The sequence below is a fragment of the Morganella morganii genome (assembly GCF_041099235.1).
In the GTDB taxonomy this organism is placed as follows: Bacteria; Pseudomonadota; Gammaproteobacteria; order Enterobacterales; family Enterobacteriaceae; genus Morganella; species Morganella morganii_E.
Window position 1 is genome coordinate 369,236 of the sequence record NZ_JBFZSO010000002.1, and the last position, 18,205, is coordinate 387,440.

Below are 18,205 nucleotides of genomic sequence, written 5' to 3' on the forward strand. Positions count from 1 at the left end.
GATGTCACTCCGTACCGGTGAATTAACTGCGCTGGTATGCCATTATTTTGTCTGACAGTATGTCGCGGTGGTGAATAAAGGCCGGATCCGATTTAATCTGACGGATACGCCGCCCCTGCGACCATTGTTGATAAAACGGAGGCTCTTCTTCGGTTATTATCCGGCCGGGATTCGGTGCCATTAATATCAGCCGTGTGGCCATTAACAGCGCCTCTTCAATATCATGAGTAATAATAAAAAAGGCACTCTGCTGTTTTTGCCACAAGGTCAGAATTAAGGTTTGCATCTGCTCCCGGTTGGCGGCATCGAGTGCGCCGAAGGGTTCATCCATCAGAATAAAATCAGACTTTACAGCCAGTGCCCGGGCAATGCCGACCCGCTGCCGCATTCCGCCGGACAGTGACCAGATATTATCGGTAATGGCATGCAGTAATCCGACTTTTTGCAGGTTCTCTTCGACCGCTGCTTTTTCTTCCTGCTTACCGAGCTTTTTAATTTTCAGTCCCAGTGCGACATTTTCATAGACATTCAGCCAGGGCATCAGTGCGTCATTCTGAAATACCACGGCTCTGTCAGAGGCGGGATGCTGAATATCGTTTCCGTTCCGCGTTATTTTTCCGCCGGAGGGCGTTAAAAACCCGGCAACAATATTCAGCAGTGATGTTTTTCCGCAGCCGGAGGCACCGAGAATAACGGTAATACCGTTATCCGGAATGGTTAAATTAATACCGGATAAGGTTGTCTGCGGCTGACCGTGATAAACCAGATCAATATTCTCCAGTACGATATCCGCCATTATTATTTCCCCGCTGCCGTGGTGACGGCCTCCGTATTGATATTTCCGGCATAGGAATCTTTAACCGAATCAATACTGCCCTGCTGTTGTAAAAACAGCGCGGTATTGCGGATATCATCCGCCAGTGTGGTCGTCAGGATCTGTTTTTGTTCTTTCAGCACGGGATAATCGCTACCCGCCATCACACCCGCCACATCTTCCGGACGGGCACCGGTCAGTTGAGCAATTTTGCCCGTGATGTCAGGAAAGTCCGCAATAGTATTTTTATTCTGCTGATACCACTGAACCTCAATGTCAGTAACGGCGGCAAACTGCGTCAGCACATCAGGATGCTGTGCGGCAAACGTGCTGTCCGCTATCCACAGGTCATAGGTTGGTTTACCCCATGCCCGAACATCGCGGCCGGAAATCAGGATCTGCCCGTTGGCTTTCAGCTGACTTAAGGCCGGTTCCCAGACATAGGCTGCATCAATATCACCTCTCTCCCATGCCGCGGCAATTTCAGCAGGCCGCAGATTAATCAGTTGCACTGATTTTTCATCAATATTCAGGTTCTCCAGTGTCGCAAGCAGGCTGTAATGGGCAGTAGAGGTAAAAGGTACGGCAATTTTCTTACCGGCCAGTCCGCCTGACGGATTACGGTCATTGCGGATGATCAGTGCCTCGGCGGTGTCCGGAATACCGGAAATATAAAAAACCTCCACCGGCAGTCCGCGGCTGACGGCAACAGTAAACGGTGCGGAGCCCATATTGGCGATATCCGCCTCACCGGCAGCCAGTGCGGTCAGCACATCCGCGCCGCTGTCGAATTTTTTCCAGATAATCTGTTTACCGGTGGCGGCTTCATAAGCATGATTCGCCTGTGCAATTTTGCCGGGATCGATAATCGCCTGATAAGCGATAACCACCGGTTTTTCAGCGGTTGCCTGCGGGGCCGGTGCTTTCTGGCTGTAAATAAATACGCTTATCACCGCCAGCGCCGCCAGTAAGGACAAAATAACCTTTAGTTTATTTCTTTTCTGAGGCTGATATAACGACATTATTTTCTTCCGTTATGAAGTCATGAGTAGTTATCTATTTAGTGTCAGAGAATATATTCCGGGAAAGAATTACTTTTTATATTGAAATTACTTTTTGTTATACATGAATAATATTCCCGTCAGAGATCCTCATTTCATTAAAATGAAACGTGAATTTGTGATTTTTTATACGTAATTCATTGTTTATCTGTATGTGATCAGGAGATATACGGTTGGAAAATAATTATCATGATATATCAGATTATTTTGTTATGAGTTATGGCTTTATTTTCTTATTCTCAATAAGCCGTAATGCGATAACCTGGAAAATAACGGAATAATAACCACAATGAGCAATGCGGGAGTAACAGGACTATGGCAGCACAGATACCGCCGGAGCAGGTATTTCCGGTTTCTGCGGAGCAGCTTACGGCTTTGCAGACAGTAACAGCAGATTTTACCTCTCAGCAACTGGCCTGGTTATCCGGTTATTTGTGGGGACGGGGAAATACATCTGTACAGACAGATATTTCCCCGGCATCAAATACAACAGACAGTGACATTATTACCATTATTTCCGCGTCACAAACCGGTAATGCACGTCGTGTATGTGAAGAATTAAAAACGCGTTTCCTCAGTGAAAAATTCGCGGTTAATTTGGTAAACGCCGGAGAATATAAATATAAACAGCTCGCCCGGGAGAAGATTGTCATTATTGTGACATCCACTCAGGGGGACGGTGAGCCACCGGAAGAAGCGGTGGCGTTTTATAAATATCTGCATTCATCAAAACGCCCGGATCTCATCGGAACTGCGTATGCCGTTTTCTCGCTGGGAGATTCGTCATACGAAAAATTCTGTCAGGCGGGTATTGATTTTGATACTCAGCTGGCAAAAGCCGGCGCAACCGCACTTGTTCCGAGAACAGATGCGGATGTGGATTATCAGCCAGCGGCAGCGGCGTGGACAGAATCACTGACACAGGTGCTGAAAGGGCGGGGCATTGCGGCGGGAAATCCGCAGCAGACGACCGTTCAGGCGGCCACTGTTACTGAAAACCGTTACAGCAAAGAGGCACCGCTGACGGCATCTCTCTCCGTTAATCAGAAAATTACCGGCCGTAATTCCCTGAAAGATGTGCGGCATATTGAAATTTCTGCGGGGGATTCCGGTCTGCATTATCAGCCCGGTGATTCGCTCGGGGTCTGGTTTGAGAATGATCCGGTACTGGCGGATGAGATTATCAGCCTGCTGCATGCGGATGCGGCAACGGAGATCACCGTGTCCGGCAACATCTGCACATTGCGCGAGGCGCTGATCCGGCATCTGGAACTCACACAGAATAACGGAGTGACGGCCAGCAAATACGCGCAGTTATCACAACATGACGCGTTATCGGCACTGATCAGTGATAAACCGGCTGCACTGCATTACGCACAAACCACGCCTGTCGCGGAAATGCTGCGTCAGGCACCTTCCCGGCCTTCAGCACAGGCTTTTGCCGGTATTCTCCGGCCATTGACCCCGAGGCTCTATTCCATCTCATCATCACAGGCAGAGGCGGAGGATGAGATCCATCTGACGGTCGGCGTGGTGCGTTATGACACGGATGGCCGGGCGCGGACCGGCGGAGCTTCCGGATTTCTCGCCGACCACATACAGGAGGGCGGGGATGTGCGGGTCTTTATTGAACGTAATGATAATTTCCGTCTGCCCGCCGATCCGGATGTGCCGGTCATTATGATTGGTGCCGGCACCGGTATCGCGCCGTTCCGCGCCTTTATGCAGCAGCGGGAAAATGACGGCGCTTCCGGGAAGAACTGGCTTTTTTACGGCAATCAGCATTTCACCGAGGATTTTCTGTATCAGACCGAATGGCAGCGTTATGTCCGTGACGGCGTGCTGACCCATATCTCGCTGGCCTGGTCGCGGGATAAACCGGCGAAAACCTATGTTCAGGACAAACTGCGTGAGCAGGGCGCGGACGTATGGCGCTGGATTGAGGACGGTGCACATATTTACGTCTGCGGTAATGCAGGCCTGATGGCCCGTGACACCGAAGACGCATTACTGGAGATCATCAGCCGGTACGGTAACCGGGACCATGAATCGGCTGATGAGTTTTTAAGTGAGCTGCGCACAGCGCGCCGGTATCAGAGGGATGTCTATTAATGAGCAATAAATACAACGGGCCTTTAATCGTGGAAGGCAAGCTGAGCGACAGCGAAAGAATGAAGCGCGACAGCAACTATTTGCGCGGCACCATCAAAGAAGATCTGAGCAACGGGCTGACCGGCGGATTTGAGGGGGATAACTTCCTGCTGATCCGCTTTCACGGCATGTATCAGCAGGATGACAGGGATATCCGGGCGGAGCGCACAGAGCAGAAACTGGAGCCGCGCCACGCCATGATGCTGCGCTGCCGACTGCCGGGAGGGGTGATCACCCCGGAACAGTGGCTGAAAATAGATAAATTTGCCGCAGAGCAGACGCTGTACGGCAGTATCCGGATCACCAACCGGCAGACATTTCAGTTCCACGGTATTCTGAAAGGGGATGTTAAACCGGCGCACCAGATGCTGCATGAGGCGGGGCTGGATTCACTGGCGACCGCCAATGATGTGAACCGAAATGTGCTGTGCACCTCGAATCCGGTTCAGTCCGGCCTGCACCGGGAAGCGTATGAATGGGCGAAAAAAATCTCCGAACATCTGCTGCCCCGTACCCGCGCTTATGCTGAAATCTGGCTGGATAAAGAAAAAGTGGCGGCAACCGATGAGGAACCGATTCTGGGCAAAACCTATCTGCCGCGCAAATTCAAAACCTCGGTGGTGATCCCGCCGCTGAATGATGTCGATCTGCACGCTAATGATATGAACTTTGTGGCAATAGAGGAAAACGGCAAATTAATTGGTTTTAATGTGCTGGTGGGGGGCGGCCTGGCAATGACTCACGGCGATACCGCAACGTTTCCCCGTCTGGCCAGTGAGTTCGGCTTTATCCCGCTGAAAGACACACTGGCGGTGGCGGAGGCGATTGTTACCACCCAGCGCGACTGGGGAAACCGCACGGAGCGCAAAAATGCCAAAACCAAATACACGCTGGAGCGGGTGGGGGTTGAAACATTTAAACAGGAAACCGAACGGCGTGCCGGTATCTCGTTTGCCCCGATCCGCCCGTATGAATTCACCCTGCGCGGTGACCAGATCGGCTGGTTAAAAGGGATTGACGACCACTGGCATCTGACGCTGTTTATTGAAAATGGCCGTCTGATTGATTTGCCGGGCAAACCGCTGAAAACCGGGGTGGCGGAAATCGCCAGAATCCACCGGGGGGATTTCCGGTTAACCGCCAATCAGAACCTGATTATTGCCGGTATTCCGGAGGCGGAAAAATCCCGCATTGAGTCCCTTGCGCGGACACACGGTCTTATCAGCGATAATGTTACGCCGCTGCGGGAAAACTCCATGGCCTGTGTATCGTTCCCGACCTGTCCGCTGGCGATGGCGGAAGCGGAGCGTTTTTTGCCGGAATTTGTCACAGAGGTTGAGAAGATTATGTCTTCACACGGTGTGGGGAATGAAGAGATTGTTCTGCGGGTCACCGGCTGCCCGAACGGCTGCGGAAGGGCCATGTTGTCAGAGGTGGGATTGGTCGGTAAAGCGCCGGATCGCTATAATCTGCATCTCGGTGGTAACCGCACCGGTACCCGTATTCCGCGCATGTATCGTGAAAATATCAGCTCAGCGGTGATTTTATCGGTGCTTGATGAGCTTATCGGACGCTGGTCACAGGAGCGGACGGACGGGGAGGATTTCGGCGATTATCTGATCCGCGCCGGGGTGGTAAAACCGGTTCTGAATTCTGCCGTGGATTTTTATGAGGCCGGAGCTGCCTGAAATAAAAAACCGCGCCGTTTTACGCGGCGCGGTTTCAGTATTCACAGCAAAAATGTATCAGCGGCCGGCATTATTCAGCAGCAGATAGATATTGTCGTCGCCGCGTAAAATATTCAGTGCCAGCACGCTTGGCTTGCCGTCAATAATTTTGCGCAGTTCAACAATGGTCATCACTCTCTGGTTGTTGACGCCGATAATCAGGTCACCCGGCTGAAGGCCGGACATGGCCGCCGGAGAATCCTTCTGTACCGCATCAATATTGACGCCTTTATTACCCTCTTTATTGCTGCCGTTGCTCAGGGTTGCACCCTGCAGCAGAGTGGTCAGGTTTTCCGCTTTGGTGGTCTGGCCTTCGCTGTCATCCAGTATCACACTGACTTCCAGCGGTTTGCCTTTGCGCAGCAGACCGATTTTCACTTCTTTGCCCGGCGCGGTGGTGCCGATTTTGGCTCTCAGTTCCGCAAAGCTGCTGACACGTTTGCCGTCAACGGAGACCAGCACGTCACCGGATTTAATCCCCGCTTTGGCGGCAGCGGATTTCGGGATCACTTCACTGACAAACGCCCCGCGCTGAGCTTCCACACTCATTGCCTTGGCGATATCCGCGTTCATTTCAGTACCGCGGATGCCGAGGGAGCCGCGTTTGACTTCACCGGTGGCAATCAGCTGGGAGGTCAGCTCTTTGGCCATGTTACTCGGGATAGCAAAGCCGATCCCGATATTACCGCCGCCCGGTGCCAGAATCGCGGTGTTGATACCGATCAGTTCACCGTTGAGATTCACCAGCGCACCGCCGGAGTTACCCCGGTTGATGGAGGCATCGGTCTGGATAAAGTTTTCCAGCCCTTCCACATTCAGGCCGCTGCGGCCTAATGCTGAGATAATCCCGGAGGTTGCGGTCTGACCCAGACCAAACGGGTTACCGACAGCCACAGTGAAATCACCGACGCGCAGTTTATCGGAATCCGCCAGGGTGATGGCGGTCAGATTCGGGGCATTTTTCACCTGTAACAGCGCAATGTCGGTCTGCGGATCACGGCCGATTAAGGTCGCGTCATATTTGCGGCCGTCATTGAGCTGGATCTGAATTTTATCTGCATTCTGAATAACGTGGTTGTTGGTCAGAATATAGCCTTTCTGTGCATCAATAATGACACCGGAACCCTGTCCCTGGAACGGGCGGACACTTTCCTGCTGTGACGGCATATTCGGACCGAAGAAGAATTTAAACTCTTCCGGCACCTGCTGACGGGCAACCGCTGTCCCGGAAACTTCCACGCTGACCACAGCAGGCAGTACTTTTTCCAGCATCGGTGCCAGGCTCGGCAGAGATTCGCCGGAGGCCATTTTGGCCGGTAAGGCCGCATTTGATACCGCAGGCAGCGCCGCGAGGGATAACCCGAGGCTGATGGCAACAGCACTGAGCAGGTTTTTTTTCTTTTTATTCATCATTCGTTTTGTGTCTCATCAATTAATAAGCTGAATCTGCAGGCATGAGAAGCCGCAGCATACGCAGATACTCCTATGACTCTATGTGTGTGTAAAAGTTCCGCATTCAACGGAAATAAAACAACCTTTACAAGGCTTTACGTGAACTGAAGATTAGTGCGGGGAATGGTTTGAAGGACAGTATTAAGCGGCTGAATTCAGGCGGAAAAAAACCGCAGTCGCCTGCGGTTTTAATGATTAGCTTTCTTTGTTTTCGACGGGACGGAACAGGCCGGATGAGCCATCTGAATAATCACGCGGCGGCATTTTTACCGGTGCCTGGTCATTATCGGCCTCAGCTTCCGTCAGGCGGTAGCTGAACGGATTATCCTGTGCGGACAGTTCCGGCATCAGTTCTGATGAACTTTTCGCCATGTGCTGATATAACTGGCGGTAATCTTTCGCCATATTATCCAGCAGTTCTGCACTGCGGGCAAAGTGGCTGACCAGCTCTTTGCGGTACTCTTCCAGTTCGGCCTTGTTTTTTTCCAGGTCCCGTTTCATGGCTTCCTGCTCTCTGAACTTAGAACTGCCCAGACGAACGGCCAGCGCACCAATGATTAAACCAACTGCTAATCCGATGAGTGCATATACCCAAATCATGGCTACTCCTTTAAGTGCATCATGCGCGTTAGAATCTGTTGTCACTATAACCGGATTTGCTGTCCGGGGGGAATAGTGAAGGTAAGGCTTTCCGGCATTATCCCGGATTTCCGGGTATAATACCCGCCGCTACATCATAAAAATCTCAATAAAAACCTCTGATAATATTAAGGGATTACCGTTTATGAGCACAACACCGCGTGAGTTGTATCAGCAGGCACTGAACGGCAGCGGATTTGCGCCGGACGACGTGCAGCGGCGTACCGTTGACCGGCTGACAGAGATGCATCAGGCGCTCCTGATGCGCACACCATGTTCCCCCCCGGAGCCGGAAAAAGGGCTGCGCGGCACCCTGAGCCGCTGGCTGAAAAAAGCCCCCGTACCGGTGAGCTGTCCGCCGGTACAGGGTATTTATATGTGGGGCGGGGTCGGGCGCGGCAAGACCTGGCTGATGGATCTGTTTTATGACAGCCTGCCCGGGCCGCGCAAGCTGCGGCTGCATTTCCACCGCTTTATGCTGCGGGTGCATGAGGAGCTGACGGTGCTTCAGGGACATGAAAATCCGCTGGAGAGCATTGCCGACGGCTTTGCACAGGAAACGGATGTTCTCTGTTTCGATGAATTTTTTGTCTCCGATATCACGGATGCCATGATCCTGGGAACTCTGCTGGAAGCCCTGTTTCAGCGCGGCATCGCGCTGGTGGCGACCTCCAATATCCCGCCGGATGACTTGTACCGTAACGGGTTGCAGCGCGCCCGGTTTTTGCCGGCCATTGAACAGATTAAAAAATACTGCGATGTGCTGAATGTGGATGCGGGGATTGATTACCGTCTGCGCACGCTGACACAGGCTCATCTGTGGCTGACGCCTGCGGATGCGGAAACGTCAGCGGCAATGGACAGCATGTTTTCCCGGCTGACCGGCGGACAAAAAGCCGGACAGGCGGCGCTGACTATCAATCACCGTCAGCTGCCGGTGGTGCGGGAAACGGACGGTGTGCTGGCGGTGACCTTCCGGACACTGTGTGAGGATGCGCGCAGCCAGCTCGACTATATTGCACTGTCGAAAATCTATCACACCGTGCTTTTGTATGAGGTTCCGGTGCTGACCACGGAAAATGAGAATGCGGCACGGCGTTTTCTGGCGCTGGTGGATGAGTTTTATGAGCGGAAAGTAAAATTGATTATTCAGGCGCAGAGCGGGATGGATTCTCTCTATCATGGGCAGTTATTGTCCTTTGAGTTCGCCAGATGCCTCTCCCGGCTGCAGGAAATGCAAAGTGAGGAGTACCTGAAACTGCCGCATCTGGTATAATGCGCGCCCCTGAAAAGGGTTTCGGGGAATTTTTTTTAATTTGGGGTCGATTTTTTGCAGGGACTTCTCTATAATCTTGCGACCCCACGTTACAGCGGTTTTCTTTATTTCCCAAAGAAGACTGCAACTAGCGCCAGATGATTCTGCTCGAAGGGGTAGGTTTACTGGACAAGCGTCGTGTGAGCCTCAGTTTCTGAACATTGGTTCACCAACATGTAACTTATTTATTGGGTAAGCTTTAATGAAAACTTTTACAGCTAAACCAGAAAGCGTACAACGCGACTGGTTCGTTGTTGATGCAACCGGCAAAACTTTAGGCCGTCTTGCAACTGAATTAGCCCGCCGCCTGCGCGGTAAGCACAAAGCGGAATATACTCCTCACGTTGACACCGGTGATTACATCATCGTTCTGAACGCAGAAAAAGTTGCTGTAACCGGCAACAAGCGTACAGACAAAGTGTACTATCGCCACACTGGCTACGTTGGTGGTATTAAGCAAGCGACCTTCGAAGAGATGATCGCACGCCATCCTGAGCGCGTTATTGAAATCGCTGTGAAAGGCATGTTGCCGAAAGGCCCTCTGGGTCGTGCAATGTACCGTAAACTGAAAGTTTACGCAGGTAACGAGCACAATCACGCGGCACAGCAACCGCAAGTTCTGGACATTTAATCGGGATTATAGGCAATGGCTGAAAATCAATACTACGGCACTGGTCGCCGCAAAAGTTCATCCGCTCGTGTCTTTATTAAGCCGGGTAGTGGTAACATCGTCATCAACCAACGCAGCCTCGAAAACTATTTCGGCCGCGAAACAGCACGCATGGTAGTTCGCCAGCCGCTGGAACTGGTTGAAATGTTAGAAAAACTGGACCTGTACATCACTGTTAAAGGTGGTGGTATCTCTGGTCAGGCAGGCGCAATCCGTCACGGTATCACCCGTGCTCTGATGGCGTACGACGAATCTCTGCGTTCTGAGCTGCGTAAAGCCGGCTTCGTAACGCGTGATGCACGTGAAGTTGAACGTAAAAAAGTGGGTCTGCGCAAAGCACGTCGCCGTCCACAGTTCTCCAAACGTTAATCACTGGTTTCGTTGGAATACAAAAAACCCGCCACCGGCGGGTTTTTTTATAACCGTATAACTGCCGCAAATTATCCCGCCATAACCTGTAATTTCATGTTTATTTCATGAATCTGTCGCCGTTAACCCCCATTTTTAGTGTTTTTGAATGATTTTTTGCCCGGAGTCACCCTAAGTTGGGCAAAATCTGGTAAACTGGCACAAACATTTTCTCGCCCCTGAACACACTGCCGCGCGCCCGGATTGGCTCGCTGTGGTTTTCTTTCCCGGATTCAGTGAGAGATTACAGGTAGGAATGGCGTAGTGCGCTGTTCATTCCTTTATTTTGATAAACTTGGAGGTTTTCATGGCTGTCGCTGCCAACAAACGTTCGGTAATGACTCTGTTCTCCGGCCCGACCGATATTTTCAGCCACCAGGTACGGATTGTACTGGCGGAAAAAGGGGTAAGTTTTGAAATTGAGCATGTCGAAGCAGGCAATCTGCCACAAGACCTGATCGATCTGAACCCATACCAGACGGTACCGACACTCGTGGATCGCGAGCTGACCTTATATGATTCACGTATTATCATGGAATACCTTGATGAGCGTTTCCCGCATCCGCCGCTGATGCCTGTTTACCCGGTGATGCGTGCGCAGAGCCGTGTGATGATGCACCGCATCGAGCAGGACTGGTACTCGCTGATGAATAAAATTGAAAAGGGCTCTGCCCAGGAAGCGAACCAGGCCCGCAAACAGTTAACGGAAGAGCTGGTTGCAGTTTCACCGGTATTTAAAGAATACGCGTATTTCATGAATGAAGAATTCAGCCTGGTGGACTGCTATCTGTCCCCGCTGTTATGGCGTCTGCCGGTACTGGGTATCGACCTGTCCGCACGTCCGTCTTCTGATACCAAACATCTGCAGTTCTACATGCAGCGCGTGTTTGAGCGTGACTCTTTCCTGGCTTCCCTGACGGAAGCTGAGCGTGAGATGCGTTTACAGTCCCGGGGTTAACCGCTGATGGATATTCAGGAATTAACACCGCGCCGCCCTTATCTGTTGCGGGCGCACTATGAGTGGTTACTGGATAACGAACTGACACCCCATCTGGTGGTGGATGTGAACACCCCCGGTGTCAATGTGCCGATGGAGTATGCTCAGGATGGTCAGATTGTCCTGAATATTGCACCGCGCGCTGTGGGTAATCTGGAAATGACCAACGAGTGGGTCGGTTTTAATGCCCGTTTCGGCGGCGTTCCGCGTCAGGTGGATGTGCCGATGGCCGCCATTATTGCGGTCTACGCCCGTGAAAACGGTGCCGGGATGATGTTTGAGCCGGAAGTGGCTTATGAGGCAGCGGAAGAGGAAGACATTCTGACTCCGGCAGCGGATAACATTACCCTGATCCACGACGAACCGGCAAAACCGGCGGAAGAGAGTACTGACGGGGATGACCCGGAGCCGCCGAAACCACCGCGTGGCCGTCCGAACTTACGTGTCGTGAAGTAACAGACCGATAAATAAAAAAGACCGCGAAAGCGGTCTTTTTTGCATTTAAGGCAGTGTGTTCAGGTGATCACCCATGTTTATACATGCAGGTAATCGAGAATGCTTTCTGCTGCCCGGCGGCCTTCGGCAATGGCGGTAACCACCAGATCCGAGCCGCGTACCACATCCCCGCCGGCGAAAATGCCGCTGACAGAGGTTTCAAACGGGTAGGTTGCCTGTGCCGGGGCGCTGATCCGGCCCTGCTGATCCCGCGTGACACTGAGAGCATCCAGCCACGGCATCGCGTGCGGCCGGAAACCGAACGCGATAATGACCGCATCGGCATCAATAACAAAGGCGGAATTATCATCCGTTTCAATCTGACGGCGGCCGCTGCTGTCCGCATCACCTAACCGGGTGGTTAATACACTGACACCACAGGCGTTACCCGTTGCATCGGTTTCAATGGCGGATGGCTGACAATTAAAACGGAAATTAACCCCTTCTTCTTTGGCATTTTTCACCTCACGGCGCGAGCCCGGCATATTCTCCTCGTCACGGCGGTATACGCAGGTCACTTCCGAAGCCCCCTGGCGGATGGCGGTCCGCAGACAGTCCATTGCCGTATCTCCGCCGCCGAGCACCACGACGCGTTTATTTTTCAGGTCAATAAACGGAGCAGAATCATCATCCGGCAGTCCCATCACCTGACGGGTATTGCCGATCAGATACGGCAGGGCGCTGTATACCCCGGCGGCATCTTCATTTTTGAGCCCGCCGCTCATCGGCTGATAAGTGCCCGCACCAATAAAGACGGCATCATAGTTCTGCTGTAACTCATTGAGCGTGACGTCTTTTCCGATCTCGGTATTCAGCTGAAATTCCACACCCATCTCAGTGAACAGCTCACGGCGGCGCTGCATAATGGATTTTTCCAGCTTGAACGACGGAATACCAAAGGTGAGAAGCCCGCCGATTTCCGGATGTTTATCAAACACCACCGGGGTTACGCCGTTACGGATCAGAACATCGGCACAGGCCAGACCGGCAGGACCGGCACCAATCACCGCGACCTTTTTTCCGGTCGGACGGACAGCGGAGAGATCCGGTTTCCAGCCCATCTCAAAGGCTTTATCGGTGATGTAACGTTCAATATTGCCGATAGTGACCGCGCCGAATTCGTCATGCAGGGTGCAGGCACCCTCGCACAACCGGTCCTGCGGACACACCCGGCCGCACACTTCCGGCAGGCTGTTGGTCTGGTGTGACAGCTCTGCGGCCTCGATAATCCGGCCTTCCTCCGCCAGCCGCAGCCAGTTGGGGATATAGTTATGTACCGGGCATTTCCATTCACAGTACGGATTACCGCAGCTGAGGCAGCGGGTCGCCTGCTCTTTCACCTGCGGCGGCGAAAACGGCTCATAAATCTCGATAAATTCGGTTTTACGGAGTGCCAGCGGCAGCTTTTGCGGATCCGTACGCTGTAATTCAATAAACTGATAAACATTGCGGCTCATCTTGATTCCCCTTACTGTGCCCGGATCCGTAATTCAGTGTCTGCGTGGCGGGTTACCCCGGCAAGTGCATGAATATCCGCAGATTTCGGCTTGACGAGGATAAACCGCCCGGCCTGTTCTGTCCATTCTCTGAGAAGTGCGTCTGCTCTGGCTGAGCCGGTCAGGCGGCGGTGGTCTTCCAGCATGCCGCGCAGATGTTCCTGCAGAACCGGCAGACCGCTGATATCGCGGGTTTCCGCCATTTCCGGATTAACACGCCCGGCGGCGGTGCCGTCTTCATCATAGAGATATGCGAATCCGCCGGTCATCCCGGCCGCGAAGTTAATTCCGGTTTTGCCGAGCACACAGACAATCCCGCCGGTCATATATTCACAGCCGTTATCACCGACACCCTCGACCACTGCGAGTGCACCGGAGTTACGGACAGCAAAGCGCTCTCCGGCACGGCCTGCGGCATACAGTTTGCCGCCGGTGGCACCATACAGACAGGTATTCCCGGCAATCGTGGTATCGTGAGCGGCAAAGGCCGAACCCGGATGCGGATGCAGGACAATCTGCCCGCCGGCCATCCCTTTACCGACATAGTCGTTGGCATCGCCTGTGAGTGTCAGTTCAATCCCGGCGGCATTCCAGACCCCGAAACTCTGCCCGGCAGTACCGGTAAAATACAGTTTCAGCGGTGAGGCAGCGATCCCGCTGTTGCCGTACAGTTCCGCCACAAACCCGGAGAGCGCAGCCCCTACCGAGCGGTCAGTATTACGGATATCGTAATAAAAGGCGCGGGATTGCTGTGTCTGCACGCAGGTACGGGTATCTTCCAGGATGCGGCGGTTCAGTTCCCCCTTATCAAACGGCGGATTGGTTTGTGAACAGAACAGAGCGGCACCTTCATGCGGTACCGGGGAGACCAGCAAATCAGACAGATCCAGTTTCTGCTGGCGGGCGGTGGCGCCTTCAATTCTGACCAGCAAATCTGTGCGACCGATAAGATCGGTCAGTTTTCTCACACCCAGTTGCGCCATCAGCTCGCGGGTTTCCTGCGCAATAAAGCGGAAATAATTCATCACCCGCTCCGGCAGGCCGTGATAGTGATCGCGGCGCAGCGTTTCGTCCTGGGTTGCCACGCCGGTGGCGCAGTTATTCAGGTGGCAGATGCGCAGATATTTGCAGCCGAGCGCGACCATCGGGCCGGTACCGAAACCGAAGCTTTCCGCGCCGAGAATGGCAGCTTTGATGATATCCAGCCCGGTTTTCAGTCCGCCGTCCGTCTGTAAACGGATTTTATGACGCAGACCGTTGCTCACCAGTGCCTGCTGGGCTTCCGCCAGCCCCAGTTCCCACGGCGTACCCGCGTATTTGACAGAGGTGAGCGGGCTGGCACCGGTGCCGCCGTCATACCCCGAAATGGTGATGAAATCGGCATAGGCTTTGGCCACGCCGGTGGCAATGGTGCCGACACCCGGCTCTGAGACCAGTTTGACGGAAATCAGTGCTTCCGGATTGACCTGTTTGAGATCGAAAATCAGCTGTGCCAGATCTTCGATCGAGTAAATATCATGGTGCGGCGGCGGGGAAATCAGGGTAACGCCGGGCACTGAATAGCGCAGAGAGGCGATATACGGCGTGACTTTATCTCCCGGTAACTGGCCGCCTTCACCGGGTTTCGCGCCCTGTGCCACTTTGATCTGGATAACCCGCGCACTGCGCAGATACCCGGGGGTAACACCAAAGCGACCGGAGGCTACCTGCTTGATTTTAGAGTTTTTTTCCGTACCAAAGCGCGCCGGGTCTTCACCGCCTTCGCCGGAATTGGAACTGCCGCCGAGCTGGTTCATGGCGACAGCCAGTGCTTCATGGGCTTCCGGGCTGAGGGCGCCGATAGACATGGCTGCGGTATCAAAGCGGGAAAACAGGGATTCTGCCGATTCAGTTTCATCAATACTGATAGGTTGTGTGCCGGTGCGCAGCGCCAGCAAATCGCGCAGCATAGCCGCCGGACGGTCGTTTACCAGCGCAGCATAGTGCTGATAATCCGTATAATTGCCGCTGTGAACTGCTTTTTGCAATGTGGCGATCACATCCGGGTTATAGGCGTGATATTCACTGTTATGAATGTATTTCAGCAGGCCGCCCGCATCGAGCGGTTTGCGCGGCAGCCAGGCGAGGCGGGACAGGTTATGCAGATCCTGCTGGAAATCACTGAAATCCGCACCGCCGATCCGGTTCGGTACGCCCCGGAAACAAAGCTCCGCCACAGAATCACTCAGGCCGACAGCTTCAAACAGTTTGGCGCAGCGGTATGAGGAGACAGCAGAGATCCCCATTTTGGACATGATTTTATACAGTCCCTTGTTGATGCCGTTGCGGTAGTTGAGTAACACCTGCGCCGGCGAGTGCGTGAGGACGTTATCGCTGCACAATTTCAGCAGGGATTCACAGGCGAGATAAGGATAGATGGCGGTAGCACCGAACCCGAGCAGTACGGCAAAATGGTGCGGGTCACGGGCACCGGCGGTTTCGGCGATAATGTTGGCATCACAGCGCAGGCTCTGGCTGACCAGGCGTTGCTGTACCGCGCCGACAGCCATCGGTGCCGGGATCGGCAGGGTGTCCGGGGAAATCTGCCGGTCACTCAGCACCACCAGTACGGCACCGGCGCGGACAGCGGCTTCCGCATTGTCGCACAGGGTGCGGACCGCCTGTTCCAGTGTGGTTTCCCGCGGATCAAAGCAGAGTGACAGATGTTCTGCACGGTAATAATCCGGATCACGGCTCAGCAATTGTTCAAAATCCGTGTGCATCAGCACCGGCGAGGCCATACTCAGCCGGTGTGCCTGGCCTTCCGCTTCGCAGAAGACATTCATCTCCCGGCCGATACTGGTGGCCAGCGACATAACATGGGCTTCCCGCAGCGGATCGACTGGCGGGTTGGTCACCTGGGCAAACTGCTGGCGGAAATAGTCATAAATCAGGCGCGGGCGGGCAGAGAGTACCGCGAACGGGGTATCATCCCCCATCGAGCCGACCGCTTCCTGGCCGTTTTCCCCCAGCACCCGCAGCACTTGTTCCAGCTCTTCCAGGGTGTACCCGAACTGCTTCTGATAGACCGTCAGTTGTGCATCATCGAGGGTGCGCTGCGGCGGCGTTTTATTCATCAGATCCTGATACGGCGTGAGCCGCACAACATTTTTCTCCAGCCACGCCTTGTACGGATGACGGGTTTTGAGATCGTTATCGGTCTCGCGGGTATGCAGAATCCGGCCTTCCTGTGTATCAATCACCAGCAGTTCGCCCGGCCCGACACGGCCTTTTTCCGTGACTTCATCCGGCTGATAATCCCAGATACCGATCTCAGAGGCACAGGTGATCAGTTTATCTGTGGTAATGACATAGCGGGCAGGGCGCAGCCCGTTGCGGTCAAGGTTACAGGCGGCATAGCGTCCGTCAGAGATAACAATCCCGGCCGGGCCGTCCCACGGCTCCATATGCATGGAGTTAAAATCAAAAAAGGCGCGCAGATCATCATCCATATCCGGATGATTCTGCCAGGCAGGCGGCACCAGCAACCGCATGGCGCGAACCAGATCCATCCCGCCGTTGAGAAACAGTTCGAGCATATTATCCAGTGAGCTGGAATCCGAACCGGTTTCATTAACAAACGGGGCGGCGGTGATGAGATCCGGGATCAGCGGCGTACGGAATTTATAAGCGCGGGCACGTGCCCATTCGCGGTTACCGGTGATAGTGTTGATTTCGCCGTTATGAGCGAGATAGCGGAAGGGCTGTGCCAGCGGCCAGCGCGGAACGGTATTGGTTGAAAAGCGCTGATGAAACAGACAAATAGCAGATTCCATTCTTAAATCGGCCAGATCCGGATAAAAACGCGGCAGATCGGCGGCCATGCACAGGCCTTTATAAATCGTCACCAGATTGGACAGGCTGCAGACATAAAAATCCGGGTCGCTGATGCGCTTTTCAATCCGGCGGCGCGCCATAAACAGGCGGCGCTCCAGATCCCGTGCCCGCCAGCCTGCGGGAGCATTGATAAAAACCTGCTCAATCTGCGGCATACCGGCGAGGGCTATTTCACCGAGGATCTCCGGTCTGACCGGCACTTTACGCCAGCCGGCGATAAACAGCGTTTCGTCCGCCAGCTCTTCTTCGATAATATCGCGGCAGGCTTGTGCAACGACAGGATCCTGACTGAGAAACAGCATCCCGACTGCATAATTACGCGCCAGCCGCCATTCATTCTCCGCAGCAATCATCTGAAAGAAACGATCGGGTTTTTGTAATAACAAACCGCAGCCGTCCCCGGTTTTGCCGTCGGCAAGGATGGCACCGCGATGCTGCATCCGCGCCAGCCCGCTGATGGCGGTACGCACGACTTTATGGCTGGGTTGTCCTTCGAGGTGGGCAATCAGGCCGAAACCGCAGTTGTCCTTATCCTGTGACGGGTTATAAAGCATAAGTGGCCCCTTTTGCATGTCTCACATTAGGCCGCATTCCTGCGGCGAAGCTGTTTCCGGGCCTCAGTCAGCCCTGCTGACGACAGATATCTCAGCAAAGGGTATTGTGATGTTGTGTATATAATTATTATATCGGTGCTGACCACAGGTGATCCGGAACGTCATTTTTCAACTTACCGGGAAATACTGTGACGGTCAAATATCAGGTAACTGACAGTATGCGGGCATGGTTTTTACGATAATTTAATGAAAAAAAACTATTTTCAGGATTTTAATCCGCTGTTTCCGCAACCGGAGTGCCGATTTTTTGTGTGATGTACATCACTGTTTTTTGCGGGTTATTACCGCGCAGCATGGGCATTTTTATTTATAACCTGATTTTATCTGCTCTGTTTCTGCTAATTTGCAGATAAATGTCGTGTTTTTAATTTTATTCAGATAAAAAAACAGTACCGGGGGATAATCCGGCCATATTATCCGGCTGAAAATGCGTATAACGCCGGCTGATTTGATTTTTTATTTAATCCGCGCCGGAAACGCGGTGATCCGC

At 53.3% G+C, this 18,205-nt stretch carries 13 protein-coding genes; 7 read left to right on the plus strand and 6 right to left on the minus strand.

Annotation, left to right across the window (positions count from 1 at the left end; genetic code table 11):
• Positions 1-22 precede the first annotated feature (22 nt).
• The gene (locus AB7038_RS05110) at positions 23-796 is read right to left on the minus strand and encodes a taurine ABC transporter ATP-binding protein (RefSeq protein ID WP_368889423.1); all 774 of its coding nucleotides are present in this window, start codon (positions 794-796) and stop codon (positions 23-25) included.
• Between the two features lie 2 nt (positions 797-798).
• Positions 799-1,836 carry a taurine ABC transporter substrate-binding protein gene (locus tag AB7038_RS05115; protein ID WP_369452868.1) on the minus strand — a complete coding sequence of 346 codons (1,038 nt, stop codon included), beginning with the start codon at positions 1,834-1,836 and terminating at the stop codon, positions 799-801.
• A gap of 354 nt (positions 1,837-2,190) precedes the next feature.
• Between AB7038_RS05115 and cysJ the strand changes: the two genes are divergently transcribed.
• On the plus strand, positions 2,191-3,987 hold the full coding sequence (cysJ, locus tag AB7038_RS05120) for an NADPH-dependent assimilatory sulfite reductase flavoprotein subunit (RefSeq protein WP_369452869.1): 1,797 nt from the start codon (positions 2,191-2,193) through the stop codon (positions 3,985-3,987).
• Entirely contained in the window at positions 3,987-5,714 is a 1,728-nt protein-coding gene (gene cysI / locus AB7038_RS05125; protein ID WP_369452870.1) for an assimilatory sulfite reductase (NADPH) hemoprotein subunit, read from the plus strand. The genes cysJ and cysI overlap by 1 nt, the downstream gene beginning before the upstream one ends.
• Before the next feature lie 57 nt (positions 5,715-5,771).
• Here the strand turns inward: cysI and degQ are convergent, their stop codons facing one another.
• Both degQ and zapG read right to left on the minus strand, forming a co-directional pair.
• Positions 5,772-7,166 (minus strand): serine endoprotease DegQ, encoded by a 1,395-nt coding sequence (degQ, locus tag AB7038_RS05130; protein ID WP_369452871.1) that lies wholly within the window; start codon positions 7,164-7,166, stop codon positions 5,772-5,774.
• Positions 7,167-7,400: 234 nt separating this feature from the next.
• Complete coding sequence (gene zapG, locus AB7038_RS05135; protein WP_004236342.1) at positions 7,401-7,805, minus strand: Z-ring associated protein ZapG; 405 nt, start codon at positions 7,803-7,805, stop codon at positions 7,401-7,403.
• Positions 7,806-7,989: 184 nt separating this feature from the next.
• Between zapG and zapE the strand changes: the two genes are divergently transcribed.
• The 5 genes from zapE to sspB all read left to right on the plus strand — a co-directional run bounded on the left by zapE (position 7,990) and on the right by sspB (position 11,690).
• Entirely contained in the window at positions 7,990-9,120 is a 1,131-nt protein-coding gene (gene zapE / locus AB7038_RS05140; RefSeq protein WP_368889418.1) for a cell division protein ZapE, read from the plus strand.
• Between the two features lie 241 nt (positions 9,121-9,361).
• Complete coding sequence (rplM, locus tag AB7038_RS05145) at positions 9,362-9,790, plus strand: 50S ribosomal protein L13 (RefSeq protein WP_004236344.1); 429 nt, start codon at positions 9,362-9,364, stop codon at positions 9,788-9,790.
• A gap of 15 nt (positions 9,791-9,805) precedes the next feature.
• The gene (gene rpsI, locus AB7038_RS05150) at positions 9,806-10,198 is read left to right on the plus strand and encodes a 30S ribosomal protein S9 (RefSeq protein WP_015422974.1); all 393 of its coding nucleotides are present in this window, start codon (positions 9,806-9,808) and stop codon (positions 10,196-10,198) included.
• Positions 10,199-10,544: 346 nt separating this feature from the next.
• Positions 10,545-11,195 carry a stringent starvation protein SspA gene (sspA, locus tag AB7038_RS05155; RefSeq protein ID WP_004236347.1) on the plus strand — a complete coding sequence of 217 codons (651 nt, stop codon included), beginning with the start codon at positions 10,545-10,547 and terminating at the stop codon, positions 11,193-11,195.
• 6 nt (positions 11,196-11,201) lie between these two features.
• On the plus strand, positions 11,202-11,690 hold the full coding sequence (sspB, locus tag AB7038_RS05160; RefSeq protein WP_072869320.1) for a ClpXP protease specificity-enhancing factor: 489 nt from the start codon (positions 11,202-11,204) through the stop codon (positions 11,688-11,690).
• 77 nt (positions 11,691-11,767) lie between these two features.
• Here the strand turns inward: sspB and AB7038_RS05165 are convergent, their stop codons facing one another.
• Together AB7038_RS05165 and gltB are read right to left on the minus strand one after the other, a co-directional pair.
• A complete protein-coding gene (locus AB7038_RS05165; RefSeq protein ID WP_368889417.1) occupies positions 11,768-13,186 on the minus strand; it encodes an FAD-dependent oxidoreductase in 1,419 nt (472 codons plus the stop codon).
• 11 nt (positions 13,187-13,197) lie between these two features.
• Positions 13,198-17,655, minus strand: a complete 4,458-nt coding sequence (gene gltB / locus AB7038_RS05170) for a glutamate synthase large subunit (RefSeq protein ID WP_369452872.1) — start codon at positions 17,653-17,655, stop codon at positions 13,198-13,200.
• Positions 17,656-18,205 lie beyond the last annotated feature (550 nt).